Origin of the sequence: Herbidospora solisilvae, assembly GCF_009901565.1 — a bacterium.
Classification (GTDB): Bacteria; Actinomycetota; Actinomycetes; order Streptosporangiales; family Streptosporangiaceae; genus Herbidospora; species Herbidospora solisilvae.
In genome coordinates this window covers 192,332-209,302 of record NZ_WXEW01000001.1, presented here as the reverse complement: position 1 = coordinate 209,302, position 16,971 = coordinate 192,332, and the positions used below count along the sequence as shown (strand labels likewise).

The window sequence follows — 16,971 nt, the reverse complement described above, 5'->3', positions numbered from 1 at the left end:
GGGAGCCCGTCCGAGGGAGTGGAAAGCCACTGCGGACGGTAATGGAACGGTAAAAAAGGGACAAGGGATAGGAAAACTCAACAAAACACTGTCAGAACCTGTGGTATCTGACATATTACCAGGTCACATAGGCCACGCCGGTTTCGAATGTCCCTTTATAACGCCCGATAACGAGTGAGCGTCGGCTTCGCAACCCGGGAACTGCTTCCTTCCGTTACGGCTCCGCCTGGCCGGCCATACGGGTCCGGAGTTCACCGAGCGCCTTCTCCAGCCGCGCCGCCCGCGCCTGCGGGCCGCGCGCCTTGAGCAGCGGCAGGATCAGCAGGTAGCGCGCGGTCCGGTCGAGGCCCTCGAAGGCCGCGCGGGTGGCCGGGTCGAGCGCCGCCTCCAGGTCGGCGGGCACCGTGAACTCGCTCTGCGCCGCGTAGGCGGCGTCCCAGCGGCCGTCGGCGCGGGCCGCCTCCACCTCCGCCAGCCCCGGCGGCCGCATGCGCCCGGCCTCGATGAGGGCCTCGGCCCGGCGGACGTTCACCCGCGACCACGCGCCGCCCGGCCGCCGCCGGGAGAAGCGCTGCAGGTAGCTGTGCTCGTCGTGGCGTCTGCGCTGACTGTCGATCCAGCCGAAGCAGAGCGCCACGTCGAGCGCCTGGCCGATCGTGACCGACGTCAGCGGCGCGCCCTTCTTGGCGATGCGCAACCACACGCCCTCACCGGCGTGGTTGGCCGACAACCAGGCCTCCCACGCCGCCGCGTCCGGAAAGTGCATCATCGGCCCAGCATCTCCAGGTAGTGGGGGTTGTACATGACGCCCAGCACGTTGCCGAACGGGTCGGCGACCGCCGCCGTCACGAACCCCTCGCCGCGCTCGGTCAGCGGGAGGTGCGGCGTCGCGCCCAGCTTCAGCAGCCGGTCGAGCGACTCCGCCACGTCGTCGACGTGCCAGTGGACCACCGCGCCGCCCGGCCGGGCCGGGGCGCCTCCGGGGGCGTACCGGGAGTCGGCGAGGCCCAGCTCCGCCAGGTGGTCGCCGATCCGGAACTCCACGTACCCCGGCACCGCGAAGTAAGGCTCGATCCCGAGCACCTCCGTGTACCACTCCGTGGCGGCCTTCAGGTCGTCGGCCCAGAACGTGATGGTGGCCGGTCCGCGCAACATGGGTTGCTCCCTTCGTCTCCCTTCGCACACTAGGGACGATCGCGGAACGTGCGGTTCCGCGATTGACTGGGACCATGCTGGAAACCTCCGTCAGGCTGCTCCGCCTGCTGTCCCTCCTCCAGTCACGCCCCGGCTGGGGCGGCCCCGAGCTGGCCGACCGGCTCGGCGTGACCGGCCGGACCGTCCGCAACGACGTCGAGCGCCTGCGCATCCTCGGCTACGAGATCCGCGCCACCCCCGGCGTCGCGGGCGGCTACCGGCTCGGCGCGGGCGCGGCCCTGCCGCCGCTGCTGCTCGACGACGAGGAGGCGGTGGCGGTGGCGGTCAGCCTGCACGCCGCCGCCGGGGGCACCGTCACCGGCATCGAGGAGACCTCGCTGCGCGCGCTGACGAAACTGCAGCGGATGCTCCCCTCGCGGTTGCGGCACCGCATCGACGCCGTCGGCATGGCCACGGTGTCGGTCACCCGGCGCGGCCCCACCGTCGACGCCGACGTCCTCACCCACATCGCCGCCGCCGTCCGCGACCGCGAACGCCTGCGCTTCGACTACCGGCTCCGCGACGGCACCCCCGGCGTGCGCGAGGTCGAACCGCACCGGCTCGTCCACACCGGCCGCCGCTGGTACCTGCTCGCCTGGGACGTCGCCCGCGCCGACTGGCGCACCTTCCGCGTCGACCGGGTGCGGCCCCGCGTGCCGAACGGGCCGCGCTTCGTCCCGAGGGAACCTCCGGCGGACGCCGCGACCCACGTCATGCGCGGGGTCGGCTCGGCCTCCTACCGCCACCCGGCCCGGGTCCGGCTGCACGCCCCGATGGAGCGGCTGGCCGAACTGCTCCCCCCGGCGGCCGGGGTGCTCACCGACGACGGCGTGCTGGAGACGGGCGGCGACTCGCTGGGCGACCTGGCGGCGTTCCTCGGGAGCCTGGGCGTCGACTTCACCGTGCTCGACCCGCCGGAACTGAGGGAGCACCTCCACCGGCTGGCCGAGCGATATGCCCGAGCCTGAGTACACTCGGCACCCGAATCCGTGCTGCCATAGGGGCCCCTGCGGTTGCGCATCCTCGGCCCGCTCCGCCCGTGGCGCGACGGCGTCGAGCTCGACACGGGACCCGCAAGCAGGCGCAGCTGCCGGCGACGAAGGAGCAGACGAAGCACGGCCCCTCAGTCGTCCGGCGGGTGTATCCGTCGAGGTCGAACGCGACGCGGGCCGGCTGGTCGTCCATGACGGTCAAGCGTCGCACGGCCGGAGTCTCTGCGGAATCCACCGATCGGCTGAGCCGGATTCCCGCCTGCCGGGCGGTGCCGCGCGGCGTGCCCGCCGGAGCACTCTTGGGCCATGTCCACCGTGATCGAGGTGCACCACCTCCACAAACGCTACGGCGACAAGGTCGCCGTCGACGACGTCTCCTTCACCGTCGAGCAAGGCGAGATCTTCGGCATCCTCGGCCCCAACGGGGCCGGGAAGACCACCACGGTCGAGTGCGTCGAAGGCCTGCGCACCCCCGACGGGGGCGCCGTGTCCGTCCTCGGCCTCGACCCGCTGCGCGACCGCGCCGAACTGACCCGCAGGGTCGGCGTGCAGCTGCAGGCCGGGCTGCTGCCCGACAATCTGCGCGTCGGCGAGGCCCTGGAGTTGTACGCCTCCTTCTACCCCCGCCCCGCCGACTGGCGCGCCCTGCTCCACGACCTCGGCCTGCCCGCCAAGTCCCGGTACGCCGCCCTCTCCGGCGGCCAGAAGCAGCGGCTCTCGATCGCGCTGGCCCTGATCGGCGATCCCGACATCGCCGTCCTGGACGAGCTGACCACCGGCCTCGACCCCCAGGCGCGGCGCGACACGTGGGCGCTGATCGAGGGGGTCAGGGCGCGCGGGGTGACGATCGTGCTCGTCACCCACTTCATGGAGGAGGCCGAACGCCTCTGCGACCGGGTGGCCCTGATCGACGCGGGCCGGGTCGTCGTCGTCGACACGCCCGCCGGGCTGGCCGACCGGGCCCAGATCGAGCAGCGCCTCCAGTTCCGCCCCTCGCGCGAGCTCGACGTCGCCCTGCTCGCGGACCTGCCGGGCGTCACCGGCGTCACCCGCCGGGGCGAGCTGATCGTCGTCACCGGCGACGACACCGTCGTCGGCGCCGTCATGGCCGTGCTGGCCAGGAACCAGATCACGGCCGAGCGGCTGCGCGTCGAACAGGGCGGCCTCGAAGCGGCCTTCGTCCAGCTGACCAGGAAGGACCTCCCGTGAACAACGCGACCTGGCGGCTGATCGCCGTGGAGGGGAGGCTCACCGTCCGGGACAAGGTCGCCCCCGTCTGGGGCGTGGCCTGTCCGCTGGTGGTGCTCGTCATCCTGGGCAGCATCCCGGCGCTGCGGGAGCCGCTCACCGCCGACCTGACCGTCTTCGACGTCTACGTCCCGGTCCTGATCCTGTTCAACGTCGCCATCCTGGCGATGACCGCGCTGCCCACCACCCTGGCGGGCTACCGGGAGAACGGCGTGCTGCGGAGGATGCGGACCACCCCCGTCGGGCCGGTCCGGGTCCTGGCCGCCCAGCTCGCCGCCAACTTCGTGATCGCGCTGATCGCGATGGTGATCTTCCTTCTGGTCGCCGGGCTCGGGTTCGGGGTCGACCCGCCGCGCCACCCGCTCGGCTTCGCGGTCGCCTGGTTGCTGGCCACCGCCGCCCTGCTCTCGATCGGGCTGCTGGTCACCGCGCTGGTGCCGTCGCGGTCGGCGGCCACGGCGATCGGCACGCTGCTGTTCTTCCCGATGATGTTCTTCGCCGGCCTGTGGGTGCCGATCGCGCAGATGCCGCCGCTGCTGCGGGACATCAGCGCGTACACGCCGCTCGGCGCGGGCATGGGCGCCTTCCAGGACGCCTACCTGGGCGGCTTTCCCTCGTGGCCGCCGCTGGTGATCCTGGTGGCCTACGCGGTCGGGTGCGCGGCCGTCGCGGTCCGCTGGTTCCGCTGGGAGTAGGGTTGCCGGTCCTCATCGTCACCGTCGTGCCGTACACGCTGCTCGCCGGGCTCGCCGTCCTGGTCGTGGCCGCGGGCTTCCCGGTGACCGAACTGCTCCCGGCGGCGGCGTGGATGATCGTCCTGTTCCGGTGGCGCGCGACGCCGACGTTCTTCGCCGGGCTGCTGGTGATCACCGCCGTGATGGTGCTCCAGAATCCGCTGTACGGGCTGTTCACCCCGGTCCCCTACGTCTACGCCTTCACGGTGCTGACCTGGCCGTGGCGGCTGGCCGGGGTGACCCTCACGGCGGTGGTGGCCGGGGTGGCGCAGGCGTCGGCCGCGCCCGGGATGGTCGTCCTGCAGGGGGTCATCATCACCGTCAACGTCGTGATGATGGTGACCACCGCCTGGGTGCTGCACACCGCCGACGTCGAACGGGAGCGGCGGCTGGCCGCCCTGGAACGGCTGGAGGCCGCGCTGGAGGAGAACGCCGGGCTGCACGCCCAGCTCCTCGTCCAGGCCCGGGAGGCCGGCGTGCTCGACGAGCGGCAGCGCATGGCCCGGGAGATCCACGACACCCTCGCCCAGGGGCTGATCGGCATCATCACCCAGCTCCAGGCCGCCGAGCAGCGGCACGAGGTGCCGGCCGCCTGGCGGCGGCCGTTCGACGCGGTGCTGGGGCTGGCCCGGGAGAGCCTGGCCGAGGCCCGCCGGTCGGTCGACGCGCTGCGGCCCGGCGACCTGGAGACCGCCCGGCTGGGCGAGGCGCTGGAGGCCGTCTCGGGGAAGTGGTCGGCGCGGCACGGCGTCCCCGTCCGGTTCACCACCACCGGGACGGCCCGCCCGCTCGCCCCCGCCGTCGAGCTCGCGCTGCTGCGCACGGCCCAGGAGGCGCTGGCCAACGTGGCCAAGCACGCCGGGGCCACCCGAGTCGGGGTGACGCTCTCCTACCTGCAGGAGGAGGTGGCGCTGGACGTACGGGACGATGGCCGGGGTTTCGATCTTTCCCGCCGACGTGAGGGGTTCGGATTGGCGATCATGCGGCAGCGGGTCGAAGGGCTCTCCGGGAGCCTGCGCGTCGAGTCGGAGCCCGGCGGCGGCACCGGCGTCTCCGCCTGCGTCCCCTGGAGGTCCGCGTGATCCGGTTGCTGGTCGCCGACGACCACCCCGTCGTCAGGGACGGGCTGTGCGCCATGTTCGCGGCGGCCCCCGGGTTCGAGGTGGTGGGCGAGGCGGGCGACGGCGCCGAGGCGGTGCGGCTCGCGGCCGGACTGCGGCCCGACGTCGTCCTGCTCGACCTGCGCATGCCGGTGCTCGACGGGCTGGGCGCGATCACCGAGCTGGCGCGGCTGGGTGTGCCGTCGAAGATCCTGGTCCTGACCACCTACGACACCGACGCGCACGTCCTGCCCGCGATCGAGGCGGGCGCGACCGGCTACCTGCTGAAGGACGCGCCCCGCGAGGAACTGCTGCGCGGCGCGCGGGCCGCCGCCCGGGGCGAGAGCGTGTTGTCGCCGTCGGTGGCGGCCCGGCTGCTGAGCCGGGTGCGGACGCCACCGCCGCCGCTCAGCCCTCGCGAGCTGGAGGTCCTCGAACTGATCGCGGCCGGGAACACCAACCGCGAGGCGGCGGCCCTGCTGTTCATCACCGAGGCCACGGTCAAGAGCCACCTGCTGAACGTCTACGCCAAGCTCGGCGTCAACGACCGCGCCGCCGCCGTCGCCGAGGCGTTCAACCGCGGCCTGTTCGTGCCGAAGTGACCCGGCTACTCCTCCGGATCGGCCGGGACGTGGAGCAGGGCCGGCAGGCGGCGGCGCAGTTCGCCGAAGCCCGGTACGTCGACCGCGCGGGGACGGCCCAGATCGACCTGGATCTCCTCGGCGATGCGTCCCCGGTCCAGCACCAGGAGACGGTCCGACAGGAGCAGCGCCTCCTCCACGTCATGCGTCACCAGCAGGGCCGCGAAGCCGTGCCTGGCGCGCAGCCGGCCGAACAGCGCCTGCATCTTCAGCCGGGTCAGGGCGTCGAGCGCGCCGAAGGGCTCGTCGAGCAGGAGCAGGTCGGGCTCGCGCACGAGCGCCCGGGCGAAGGCCAGCCGGCCGCGAACGCCAGGCGCAGGCCCAATGGCCTCCGCTCGGGCTCGACATGCGAAATCGGGACCTAAGCCCGCGTCAGCGGCAGCCTGACCGGCGGGGGCAGCGGCGCGGCGACCGGGTCGGCCATGAACGACTGGAGCATCAGGGCCGCGAAGCGGCGGGAGGCGGCGACCCGCGTCGCGGGCGACTCGGCGCGGATGCCCTCGTTGGCCATCAGCGCCAGGCTGAGGTCCTCGATGACGAAGTCGCGGCGCAGCGGGCCCGCCTTCTTCGCCCGGCCGACGAGTTCGAGCAGCATCCGCAGCGTGCGGTCGCGGTCGGCGGCGAAGACGGCCTCGGGCAGCCGCGAGGTGAACACGCGGGCGAAGCCGCGGTCGAGGGCGTGCAGCTCCATGAGCCGCTCGACGACCAGGCGGAAGCCCTGCCACGGATCGGGCGTCGCCAGCCCCTCGGCGACGATCGCCGAGCACGTCTCCATCTGCTCGGCGAACGCCTCGGACAACAACGCGTCCTTGGTGGCGAAGTGGCGGTAGAGGGTCGCCGCGCCGACCTCGGCCCGGCGGGCGATCTCCCGGAGCGGCACGTCGAGGCCCTCGGTGGCGAACGCCAGGCGGGCCACCGCGAGGATGCGCTCGCGGTTGTCGCGGGCGTCGGAACGTCGCCTCGGTCCCACTTCCGCCGTCACCGCTCTCACTTTAGTCAACCGGACGGGGTGTTCCGTTACGGTCCCCGGACATGAGATCCGTCCAGTTCACCGCATACGGCCCGCCCGCCGTCGTCCACGTCACCGAGGCCCCGGAACCGCACGCCGGGCCGGGGGAGATCCGCGTCGCCGTGCGGGCGTCCGGGGTCGCGCCCGGCGAGGTCGCGATCCGCTCCGGCCGGCTGCGCGAGGTGGTGCCCGTCGTGCTCCCGTTCCGGACCGGCTTCGACGCCGCCGGTGTGGTCGACGAGGTCGGCGCCGGGGTCACCGGCGTGCACCCCGGCGACGAGGTGTTTGGCGCGGCCGACCCCGCCCGGCGCGGGGCCAACGCCGATTTCGCGGTGCTGACCGCGTGGGCCCCAAAACCGGTCGAGTGGAGCTGGGAGGAGGCGGGCGGCGCGGCGGGCGCGGCCGAGACCGCCACCCGCGTGCTCGACCGGCTCGCCGTCGTCCCGGGGCAGACCGTGCTGGTCCAGGGCGCGGCCGGGGGGACCGGCGCGGTCGCCGTCCAGTTCGCCGTCGCGCGCGGGGCCACGGTCATCGGCACCGCGAGCGAGCACAACCACGACTTCCTGCGCTCGCTGGGGGTGGTGCCCGCGACGTACGGGCCGGGACTGGTCGGCAGGGTCCGGGCGCTGGCCCCGGCCGGGGTCGACGCCGTCCTCGACTGCGCGGGAGGCGCGCTGCCCGACCTCGTCGCCCTGGCCGGCGACCCCGCGCGGGTGGTGACGATCGCCGACTTCACCGCGCGGGCCCACGGGGTGCACCTGTCCCACGGCGCGCCCGCCGCCGAGGTGGGCGCGGGCGACCCCCTGGCCTGGCACGGGCTCGCGGACGCGGTCGCCCTCGCCGGGGAGGGGCGGCTGCGGGTGCCGGTCGCGGCGGCGTTCCCGATGGACGAGGTCGCCGCCGCGCACGAACTCGTCGAGACCCGGCACGCCCGGGGGAAGGTCGTGCTGGTGCCCTGACGGAAAGTTTCGGTCATGTGGCGGCGGGCTACCGAAACCCCTGAGTGGCGGATCGCCGCAGCTGAGACCTGGTTGGCCGGGCTGACCGGCGGCTGGGCGAAGGTGAAAGTTTCGAAACTATTGACCCCTACGTTCGTTACATCTACGTTTGCTGCGATCGAGTACGGCAGACGGAGGGACGGGGTCAGATGAGAGCTGCGCTGCTGGAACGGGTCGGGGCGCCCCTCGTCGTGCGCGACCTCGACCTCGCGCCGCCCGGGCCGGAAGAGGTGCTGGTCAGGGTCGAGGCGGCCGGGGTCTGCCACAGCGACCAGCACTACCTCGCGGGCGACCTCAGATGCCCGCTGCCGGTCGTCCCCGGGCACGAGGGCACCGGCGTGATCGAGGCCGTCGGCCCCGGGGTGACCCGGTTCCGGCCCGGCGACCGGGTCTGCCTCATGTGGCGGCCCCGGTGCGGCCAGTGCCGCAACTGCCTGGTGGGCCGCCCCGCCCTGTGCGAGGCCGCCGGCGTCATGGTCGGCTCGGGCGGCCTGCTCGACGGCACCACCCGGCTCAGCGCCGACGGCGAGAAGGTCCACCACCTGCTCGGCGTCTCCTGCTTCGCCGAATACTGCGTGGTGTCCGAACGTGCCGTCGTCCCGGTCCCCGACGGGGTCCCCCCGGAGGTCGCCGCCATCGCCGGATGCGCCGTCATCACCGGCGTCGGCGCGGTGCTCAACGCCATCGGCGAGTGCGCCGGCGACGGCATCGTCGTCTTCGGCGCCGGCGGCGTCGGCCTGTCGGCCGTCCTCGGCGCCGTGCTCGCGGGCGCCAACCCCATCGTCGTCGTGGACGTCGTCGCCGAACGCCTGGAGACCGCCGAACGCCTGGGCGCCACCCACGTCGTCGACGCCTCGGCCGTCCACGTCGCCGCCGCCCTGACCGCCATCCGCCCCGGCGGCGCCGAATGGGCCATCGAGGCCGTCGGCCGCCCCGACACCCTGGAGACCGCCTTCGAGGCGCTCCGCCCCGGCGGCACCCTCGTCGCCGTCGGCCTCGGCAAGGTCGGCCAGACCTTCAACGTGCCGGTCAACCTGCTGGTCCAGCGCGAGAGGCGGATCGTCGGCAGCCTCTACGGCTCCGCCAACCCCCTCGTCGACCTGCCGAAGATCTTCGACCTCTACCTCGCCGGACGCCTGCCCCTCGACCTCCTGGTCGGCCGGCGCTACCGGCTCGACCAGATCAACGAGGCGTTCGCCGATCTCACCGGCGGCGCCGTCGGCCGTGGAGTGATCGTGCCATGAGCGAGTACGCCGTCTACCCCAGCCTGCGCGGCCGGGTCGCCCTCGTCACCGGAGGCTCCACCGGCCTCGGCGCCGAGTTCGTCGCCCAGCTCGCCGCCCAGGGCGCCAAGGTCGCCTTCGTCGACGTCGACGACGAGGGCGCCCAGAAGCTCACCGACCAGGCCCTCTACATCCACGCCGACGTCACCGACATCGACGCCCTCCGCGGCGCGATCGTCATGGTCGAGCAGGCCCTCGGCCCCGTCTCGATCCTTGTCAACAACGCCGCCAACGACACCCGCACCGGCATCGAGACCCTCGAACCCGCCGAATGGGACCAGGGCATCGCGGTCAACCTCCGCCACCAGTTCTTCGCCGCCCAGGCCGTGATGGCCGGCATGCGCGCGCTCGGCGGCGGCTCCATCATCAACCTCGGCTCCGTCAGCCCCCACGTCGGCCTGCTCGGCCTGCCCGCCTACGTCTCGTCCAAGTCGGCCATCGAGGGCCTGACCCGGATGATGGCCCGCGAACTCGGCCCCGACCACATCCGCGTCAACTGCGTCATCCCCGGCTGGGTCTTCACCGAGCGCCAGCTCACCCATTGGGTCACCCCGGAGGTTCGCGAGAAACTCGCGGAGGTGCAGTGCCTGCCCGACAACCTCGCGCCGTCGGACGTGGCGCGCCTGGTGCTCTGGCTGGCCGCCGACGACAGCGCCATGTGCACCGGACAGAACTGGATCGTCGACGCAGGGTGGATGATTTGAGCGGGAACGAGAACGTGACGCGACGCAGTCAGCACTGGTTCGGGGCCGAGGGGCGCTCCGGCATGCTCTACCGCTCCTGGATGCGCAACCAGGGGTTCGGGCCGGAGGTCTTCGACGGGCGGCCCGTCATCGGCATCGCCAGCACGTGGTCGGAGCTGGCCCCCTGCAACGCCCACCTCGACCGGGTCGCCGACGCGGTCAAGCGCGGGGTCTGGATGGCGGGCGGGTTCCCGCTCGTGTTCCCGGTGATGTCCACCGGCGAGACGCTGCTGCGGCCGACCGCGATGCTCTACCGCAACATGCTGGCCATGCAGGCCGAGGAGCTGATCCGGGCCAACCCGCTCGACGGCGTCGTGTTGTTGTCGGGGTGTGACAAGACGACGCCGGGGCTGCTCATGGGCGCGGCCAGCGTCGACCTGCCGGCCGTCATGGTGACGGGCGGGCCGATGCTGAACGGGAAGTTCCGGGGGCAGGACGTCGGGTCGGGCACCCACGTGTGGAAGTTCGAGGCCGAGATCAAGGCCGGCCGCATGTCGGTCGAGGACGGCTACGTCGCCGAGGGCTGCATGGCGCGGTCGAACGGCCACTGCATGACGATGGGCACCGCCTCGACGATGGCGTGCCTGGCCGAGGCGCTCGGCATGCAGCTTCCCGGGTCGGCCACCTGGCCGGCCGTCGACTCGCGCCGCTACGAGGTCGCGCAGGAGGCGGGCAAGCGGATCGTGGCCATGGTCGAGGAGGACCTGAAGCCGAGCCAGATCATGACCCGCGCGGCGTTCGAGAACGCGATCCGGGCCAACGCGGCGATCGGCGGTTCGACCAACGCGATCGTCCACCTGACGGCGCTGGCCGGGCGGCTCGGCGTCGACCTGCCGCTCGACGACTTCGACGCGCTGGCCCGCGACGTGCCGACGATCGTCGACCTGATGCCGTCGGGGCGGTTCCTCATGGAGGACTTCTGCTACGCGGGCGGCCTGCCGGTCGTGCTGAACCAGCTCGACCAGGCCGGTCTGGTGAACCCCGGCGCCCTCACGGTGACCGGGCGCACGCTCCGGGAGAACGTCCAGACGGCGGTCAACTGGAACACCGAGGTCATCCGCCCGATGACCGAGCCGCTGCAGCCCGCCGGCACCGGCACCGCGATCCTGCGCGGCAACCTGGCCCCGAACGGGGCGGTCATCAAGCAGTCGGCGGCCTCGCCCGCGCTGATGCGCCACACCGGCCGGGCGCTGGTGTTCGACTCGCCGGAGGACTACCACGCGGTCTGCGACGACGACGACCTCGACGTGACCCCCGACGACGTCCTGATCATCCGGGGGGCCGGGCCGAAGGGCTACCCGGGCATGCCCGAGGTGGCCAACGTGCCGCTGCCCGCCAAGCTGCTGCGCGCCGGGGTGACCGACATGGTGCGGATCAGCGACGGCCGGATGAGCGGCACCGGCTTCGGCACCGTCGTCCTGCACGTCTCGCCGGAGGCGGCGGTGGGCGGCCCGCTGGCGCTGGTCCGCACGGGCGACCGCGTGGCGCTGGACGTGCCGAACCGGAGCCTGACCCTGCTCGTGCCGGACGAGGAGCTGGAGAAGCGGCGGGCCGACTGGACGCCGCGGCTCCATGAGGACGTCGGCGGCTACCGGTGGCTCTACCGGGAGCACGTGCTCGGGGCCGACGACGGGGCCGACTTCGGTTTCCTGCGGGGTGGTCGTGGCAGCGACGTGCCGCGCGACTCCCACTGACCTCGGTACGATCGGTTGGTGTCCGACTCGTTAGATTCTCGCGTCACCGTCGCCGACATCGCCGCCGAGGCGGGGGTGTCGAGGGCGACGGTCTCGAAGGTGCTCAACGGGCGTTCGGACGTGGCGCCCGCCACCCGGTCGCAGATCGAGACGCTGCTGGCCCGGCGCGGATACGTGCCCACCAAGCGCACGAAACGGCCGCTGCACCTTCCGCTGCCCCGGCCCGCCGCCCGGCGGGGCGGGCTGCTGGAGCTGGTGGTGAGCGACGTGAACTCGCCGTGGGCGGCCGAGGTGATCCGCGGGGCCGAGCAGGAGGCGCGGCCGGCCCGGGTCGGCGTCGTGGTGTCGGTGTTCGACGGCGCGCCGGGGCACGGGCAGCAGTGGCTGGAGGACATCGCCGACCGGGCGCCGGGCGGCATCATCCTGGCCCTGTCGGAGCTGACCCCGGCCGACCTGACCCGCATCGCGAAGCTGGGGCTGCCCGCGGTGCTGGTCGACCCGGTGGGCGACGCCGACGGCACGATCCCGTCCATCGGCGCGGGCAACTGGGGCGGCGGCATGGCCGCCGCGAAACACCTGGTCGAGCTGGGCCACCGCCGCATCGGCATGATCACCGGGCCGATGCGGTTGTTGTGCAGCCAGGCGCGGCTGGCCGGGTGCCGCGCGGCGCTCGAGCGGGCCGGGCTGACGCTCGACGACGACCTGGTCCAGCACGGCGACTTCCACTACCACAGCGGGTTCTCGCTGACCCAGGCCCTGCTCGACCGGCCCGGACCGCCGACGGCGATCTTCGCGGGCAACGACGAGCAGGCCCTCGGCGTCTACGCCGCGATCCAGGAGCGCGGCCTGCGGGTGCCCGCCGACGTGAGCGTCGTCGGGTTCGACGACGTGCCGATGGCGCAGTGGATGGCCCCGCCGCTGACGACGGTCCGGCAGCCGATCGCGAAGATGGCGGCGCTGGCGGTCCGGTCGCTGCTCGGCCACCAGGACGGCGCGGAGATGACCGAGGGCCGGGTCGAGTTGTCGACCAAGCTGGTGGTGCGGGCCAGCACCGCCCCCTATTCGCCGGGGTAACGCAGCCCGGCCTGGGCGCGGACCTCGTCCATGGTGCCCATGATCCGGCACGACTCCTCAAGGGTGAGGATCGGGCTCTCCAGGAGGCCCGCGTGCACGCAGCGGGCGACCTCCTCGGCCTGGAAGCGCAGCCCGTTTCCGGGCACGTCGAAGGTGAAGCGCTCGGCCGCGCCGCCGCGGGTGGTCAGGGTGAACGACGTGGGGCGGTACCACCAGGGGTCGATGTCGATGTGCGCCTCGGTGCCGGCGATGGAGGCCCGGTTGGGCAGGAACGCCTCCATGCTGCTGGTCGCGACCCCCTGCCGGCCGCCCTCGTACGTCGTGATGACGGAGGTCTGGCCGTCGACGCCGGTGCCGCCGAACTGCGTCGAGGCGGTCACCGTCGCGGGCGCGCCGAAGACCATCGACAGGAACGAGACCGGGTAGACGCCCAGGTCGAGCAGCGCGCCGCCGCCCAGGGCCAGGTCGAACATGCGGTGGACGGGGTCGTGCCGGAACCACACCCCGTGCTCGGCCACCACGAGACGGACGTCGCCGAGCCGCCCCTCGGCGAGCAGTTCGCGGATGCGGACCATGTGCGGCAGGAACCGCGTCCACATGGCCTCCATCAGGAACACGCCGCGCGCGCGGGCCGCCGCGACCAGTTCCTCGGCCTCCCGCCGGTTGATGGTGAACGGCTTCTCCACCAGGACGGCCTTGCCGGCCTCGATCGCGGCCAGGGCGCCGGCGTGGTGGGCGGGGTGGGGCGTGGCGACGTACACGGCGTCGACGTCGTCGGCGGCCAGCATCGCGGCCACGTCGCCGTGGGCGCGGGGCGCGCCCACCTCGGCGGCGAAGGCCTCGGCGCGGGCCGCGGTCCGGGAGCCGACCGCGACCAGCTCGGCGGACTCCGACAGGCGCAGGTCGTCGGCGAACTGCCGGGCGATGCCTCCGGTGCCGATGACGGCCCAGCGCAGGGGAGGGGAAGAGGTCATGACAACTCCAGGGAGAGAAAAAGGGGGGCGGCCCGGCCGACGGACCGCCCCCGGATCCGTCAGACGACGGATGCTTCCATGACTCGGTCGAAACCGACAAAACGTCGCTGGCCGGTCATCGTCACGGCGAGCACGGCGCGGATGTCGGCGCTGGACGCGCCCACCCGCAGCTCCACGTCGCCGGGGTCGACCTGCCGCCGCCACGACGCCCCGGTGTAGGAGGTCTGGTCGGCGTGCAGGGTGAGGGTCAGCTCGCGGCTCTCGCCGGGGGCCAGGTCCACGCGCCGCGCCGCGACGAGCGTCTGCACCGGCCGGGCCACCTCGGCGACCGGGTCGTGCAGGTAGACCTGGACGACCTCGGAGGAGTCCCGCCCGCTCTCGTTCCGCAGCCTCACGGTGACGTCGAAGGTGCCGTCGGTGGTCCAGGCTCCGGAGCCGGTCACCTCGCCCCACGTCACGGGCGCGTAGGACAGGCCGTGGCCGAAGGCGAACAGCGCGGTCGGATCGACGTTGCTGACCTCGCTCTTCTGGGCGAGGGGCGCGCCGAGGTAGGTGGCCGGCTGGTTGCCGCCGTCACGCGGGAAGCTCACCGGCAGCCGCCCGGCCGGGTCGACCCGGCCCGACAGGACGTCGGCCAGCGCCGCCGCGCCCTCCTCGCCGGGGAAGAACCCGCACACCACGGCGGCCAGCCGGTCGATCTGCCGGCCCAGCTCGTAGGGGCGGCCGACCAGCAGCACCAGCACGACCGGCTTGCCGGTGGCCAGCAGCGCCTCCAGCAGCTCCTCCTGACGGCCGGGCAGCGCCAGGCCGGGGGCGTCGCAGCCCTCGCCGGAGGTGCCGCGCCCGAACAGCCCGGCCTGGTCGCCCAGCACGGCCACGACCACGTCGGCCCCGGCGGCGGCCGCGACCGCCGCCGCGATGCCCTCGTCGTCGCCGCCGGTCACCGGCACGCCCTGCGCGTACGTCACGTCGTACTCGGCCCTGAGCGCGTCGAGCAGCGTGGGGATCTCGACGCCCATGCCCGTCTCCGGGTGGTGCACGCCGACGTGCATCGGGAAGGAGTAGCAGCCCATCATGGCCTGCGCGGTGTCGGCGCGCGGCCCCACCACGGCCAGCCTCACGCCGGGGGCCAGCGGCAGCGCGGCGTCCCGGTTGTGCAGCAGCACGATCGAGCGGCGGGCCAGCCGGCCGGCCAGCTCCCGGACCTCGGGCCCGTCGAGCACCGGGTCGGCCTCGTGCAGGATGGGCGGCTCGGGGTCCCAGTCCTCGTCGAGCAGGCCGAGCTCGGCCTTCTGGACCAGCACCCGGCGCAGCGCGCGGTCGATCAGCGCGAGGTCGACCTCGCCCCGCTCCACCGCCTCGACCAGCGCCGGCCCGAAGGTGTTCACCGTGGGCAGCTCGACGTCGATCCCGGCGGTCAGCGCCAGCCGGGCCGCGTCGGTGGGCGACTCGGCCACGTGGTGCAGGGTCTGCAGGAACGCCACCGAGAAGTAGTCGGCCACGACCGTGCCGGTGAAGCCGTAGGCGTCGCGCAGCAGGTCGGTCAGCAAAGTCACGTCGGCCGCGACGGGGGTGCCGTCGATGTCGGAGTAGGAGTTCATCACCGACCCCGCGCCCGCGCGCAGGGCCATCTCGAACGGCGGCAGCAGCACGTCGGCGATCTCGCGGCGGCCCGCCGACACCGGGGCGAGGTTCCGGCCGCCCTTGGACGCCGAGTAGCCCACGAAGTGCTTCAGCGTGGCGACCACGCCCTGCGACTGCACGCCCCTGACGTAGGCGCTCCCGATCAGGCCCACCAGGTGCGGGTCCTCGCCGATGGTCTCCTCGACCCGGCCCCAGCGCAGGTCGCGGGCGACGTCCAGGACCGGGGCGAGCCCCTGGTGGACGCCGAGACGGCGCATGGTGGCGCCGATCTGGGCGCCCATCTCCTCGACCAGGTCGGGGTCGAAGGTCGCGCCCCAGCACAGCGGGTTGGGGTAGACGCCGGCCTGCCAGGCGGCCACGCCGGTCAGGATCTCCTCGTGGACGAGCGCCGGGACGCCCCACCGCCCGGCCGTCACGAGGGAACGCTGCGCGGCGGCGAGGGTGGCCGCGCCCTTGACGGGGTCGACCGGCGTGGTGCCGAACGGCCGGGTGAGCTGGCCGATGCCGTCCTTGACCAGGTCGTCCCACGGCACCGGCAGCGCGGTGAACTCGTGCTGGTGGGGGGCCATCTCACCGTCGGTGTTGTCGATGCCGACCCACACCCCGTAGAGCTGGGCGATCTTCTCCGGCAGGCTCATCCGCGCCATCAGCGCCTCGGCCCGCTCCTCGGGAGACCGTCCCGCGTCTTTCCAGGGCGCGGGGGTGGTCACGATGGTCATGTGTATCTCCGGTTGATGCGGTCGAGTTCGTCCCACAACTCGGCGGGGATCGGGGTGGCCGCGAGGTCCAGCGTCGCGGCGACGCGTCCGGGTTCGGAGACGCCGACGATGGTGGAGGTCACGCGGGGGTCGCGCAGCGAGAACTGGAGCGCCGCCGCCGCCAGGGGCACGCCGTGGGCGGCGCACGCCCGGGTCATGGCCCTGACCGCCTCCCGGATCGACTCGGCGGTCTCCCGGTAGGCGTAGCGGGGCTGGACGTCGGGGCCCTTGACGAGCATGCCGCCGCCGTAGGGGGCGCCGTTGACGAAGGCGACGCCCTTCGCGGCCGCGTCGTCCATGAGCGGGGCGGCGGAGCGGTCGACCAGCGTCCAGCGGTTGTGGTTGATCACGGCGTCGAACACGTCGGTGCCGACGAACCGCCGCATCAGGTCCACCGGGCCGCCCGCGACGCCGAGGTGGCCGACCACGCCCTCCTCGCGCAGCGCGACCAGCGCCTCGACGGCGCCGCCGGGGGCCATCGACTCCTCGAAGGTGATGTGGTACTCGGGGTCGTGCAGGTACATGACCGGCACGTGGTCGACGCCGAGGCGCTCCAGGCTCTCCTCGACCGAGCGGCGCACCCGCTCGCCGGAGAAGTCCCCGGTGTCGGGGTCGGCGTCGGCCTTGGTGGCCAGCACGAACCCCTCCGGCAGGCCGCGGCGGCGGATGACCGCGCCGATGCGGCGTTCGGCGCTGCCGGCGCCGTAGTTGTTGGAGGTGTCGAGGAAGTTGACCGGGCCGTCGAACACGTCCTCCACGGTCGCCTCGGCGCGGGCGTCGTCGACGGCGTAGCCGTACAGGGCGGGCATGCTCGCCAGCGGGCTGGTGCCGACGCAGATCGGCGTCACGCGCAGGCCGGTCCGGCCGAAGGGCCGTCTGTCCATC

The 16,971-nt window shown here is 73.4% G+C and carries 17 protein-coding genes; 10 read left to right on the top strand and 7 right to left on the bottom strand.

Annotated features, from left to right (window positions below; all coding sequences use genetic code 11):
• Positions 1–214 precede the first annotated feature (214 nt).
• Together GT755_RS00940 and GT755_RS00935 are read right to left on the bottom strand one after the other, a co-directional pair.
• Positions 215–769: a YdeI/OmpD-associated family protein gene (locus tag GT755_RS00940; RefSeq protein WP_161477775.1), complete on the bottom strand. Its 555-nt coding sequence runs from the start codon at positions 767–769 to the stop codon at positions 215–217.
• Entirely contained in the window at positions 766–1,155 is a 390-nt protein-coding gene (locus GT755_RS00935; RefSeq protein WP_161477774.1) for a VOC family protein, read from the bottom strand. The genes GT755_RS00940 and GT755_RS00935 overlap by 4 nt, the downstream gene beginning before the upstream one ends.
• A gap of 74 nt (positions 1,156–1,229) precedes the next feature.
• Here GT755_RS00935 and GT755_RS00930 point away from each other — a divergent pair, with 74 nt between their 5' ends.
• The 5 genes from GT755_RS00930 to GT755_RS00910 all read left to right on the top strand — a co-directional run bounded on the left by GT755_RS00930 (position 1,230) and on the right by GT755_RS00910 (position 5,870).
• Entirely contained in the window at positions 1,230–2,162 is a 933-nt protein-coding gene (locus GT755_RS00930) for a helix-turn-helix transcriptional regulator (protein WP_161477773.1), read from the top strand.
• 330 nt (positions 2,163–2,492) lie between these two features.
• Positions 2,493–3,395, top strand: coding sequence for an ABC transporter ATP-binding protein (locus GT755_RS00925; protein WP_161477772.1), 903 nt, complete (start codon positions 2,493–2,495; stop codon positions 3,393–3,395).
• Positions 3,392–4,129, top strand: a complete 738-nt coding sequence (locus GT755_RS00920; protein WP_161477771.1) for an ABC transporter permease — start codon at positions 3,392–3,394, stop codon at positions 4,127–4,129. Before GT755_RS00925 ends, GT755_RS00920 begins: the two co-directional genes overlap by 4 nt.
• Positions 4,130–4,131: 2 nt before the next feature.
• On the top strand, positions 4,132–5,250 hold the full coding sequence (locus tag GT755_RS00915; RefSeq protein WP_235965754.1) for a sensor histidine kinase: 1,119 nt from the start codon (positions 4,132–4,134) through the stop codon (positions 5,248–5,250).
• Positions 5,247–5,870: a response regulator gene (locus GT755_RS00910; RefSeq protein WP_161477770.1), complete on the top strand. Its 624-nt coding sequence runs from the start codon at positions 5,247–5,249 to the stop codon at positions 5,868–5,870. The genes GT755_RS00915 and GT755_RS00910 overlap by 4 nt, the downstream gene beginning before the upstream one ends.
• A 5-nt stretch (positions 5,871–5,875) precedes the next feature.
• On the opposite strand, the gene GT755_RS00905 is transcribed toward GT755_RS00910, so the two are convergent.
• Both GT755_RS00905 and GT755_RS00900 read right to left on the bottom strand, forming a co-directional pair.
• Positions 5,876–6,184 (bottom strand): hypothetical protein, encoded by a 309-nt coding sequence (locus tag GT755_RS00905; protein ID WP_202609515.1) that lies wholly within the window; start codon positions 6,182–6,184, stop codon positions 5,876–5,878.
• 86 nt (positions 6,185–6,270) lie between these two features.
• The gene (locus tag GT755_RS00900) at positions 6,271–6,891 is read right to left on the bottom strand and encodes a TetR/AcrR family transcriptional regulator (RefSeq protein WP_161477769.1); all 621 of its coding nucleotides are present in this window, start codon (positions 6,889–6,891) and stop codon (positions 6,271–6,273) included.
• Between the two features lie 50 nt (positions 6,892–6,941).
• Between GT755_RS00900 and GT755_RS00895 the strand changes: the two genes are divergently transcribed.
• The 5 genes from GT755_RS00895 (at position 6,942) to GT755_RS00875 (ending at position 12,710) form a co-directional block, all read left to right on the top strand.
• A complete protein-coding gene (locus tag GT755_RS00895; protein ID WP_161477768.1) occupies positions 6,942–7,877 on the top strand; it encodes an NADP-dependent oxidoreductase in 936 nt (311 codons plus the stop codon).
• Between the two features lie 188 nt (positions 7,878–8,065).
• Positions 8,066–9,160, top strand: a complete 1,095-nt coding sequence (locus tag GT755_RS00890) for an alcohol dehydrogenase catalytic domain-containing protein (protein WP_202609513.1) — start codon at positions 8,066–8,068, stop codon at positions 9,158–9,160.
• Positions 9,157–9,903: an SDR family NAD(P)-dependent oxidoreductase gene (locus GT755_RS00885; protein WP_161477767.1), complete on the top strand. Its 747-nt coding sequence runs from the start codon at positions 9,157–9,159 to the stop codon at positions 9,901–9,903. Before GT755_RS00890 ends, GT755_RS00885 begins: the two co-directional genes overlap by 4 nt.
• A gap of 14 nt (positions 9,904–9,917) precedes the next feature.
• Complete coding sequence (locus GT755_RS00880) at positions 9,918–11,636, top strand: IlvD/Edd family dehydratase (RefSeq protein WP_161477766.1); 1,719 nt, start codon at positions 9,918–9,920, stop codon at positions 11,634–11,636.
• A gap of 18 nt (positions 11,637–11,654) precedes the next feature.
• Positions 11,655–12,710: a LacI family DNA-binding transcriptional regulator gene (locus tag GT755_RS00875; protein WP_328794104.1), complete on the top strand. Its 1,056-nt coding sequence runs from the start codon at positions 11,655–11,657 to the stop codon at positions 12,708–12,710.
• Here the strand turns inward: GT755_RS00875 and GT755_RS00870 are convergent.
• Genes GT755_RS00870 through GT755_RS00860 form a run of 3 tightly spaced genes read right to left on the bottom strand, consistent with a single transcriptional unit; the run spans position 12,695 to position 16,970 of the window.
• The gene (locus GT755_RS00870; protein ID WP_161477764.1) at positions 12,695–13,684 is read right to left on the bottom strand and encodes a Gfo/Idh/MocA family protein; all 990 of its coding nucleotides are present in this window, start codon (positions 13,682–13,684) and stop codon (positions 12,695–12,697) included. The two genes, GT755_RS00875 and GT755_RS00870, sit on opposite strands and share 16 nt — an antisense overlap.
• A gap of 59 nt (positions 13,685–13,743) precedes the next feature.
• The gene (locus GT755_RS00865; protein WP_161477763.1) at positions 13,744–16,047 is read right to left on the bottom strand and encodes a beta-glucosidase family protein; all 2,304 of its coding nucleotides are present in this window, start codon (positions 16,045–16,047) and stop codon (positions 13,744–13,746) included.
• Positions 16,044–16,970, bottom strand: a complete 927-nt coding sequence (locus tag GT755_RS00860; protein ID WP_161477762.1) for an aldo/keto reductase — start codon at positions 16,968–16,970, stop codon at positions 16,044–16,046. Before GT755_RS00860 ends, GT755_RS00865 begins: the two co-directional genes overlap by 4 nt.
• Between the last annotated feature and the right edge of the window lies 1 nt (position 16,971).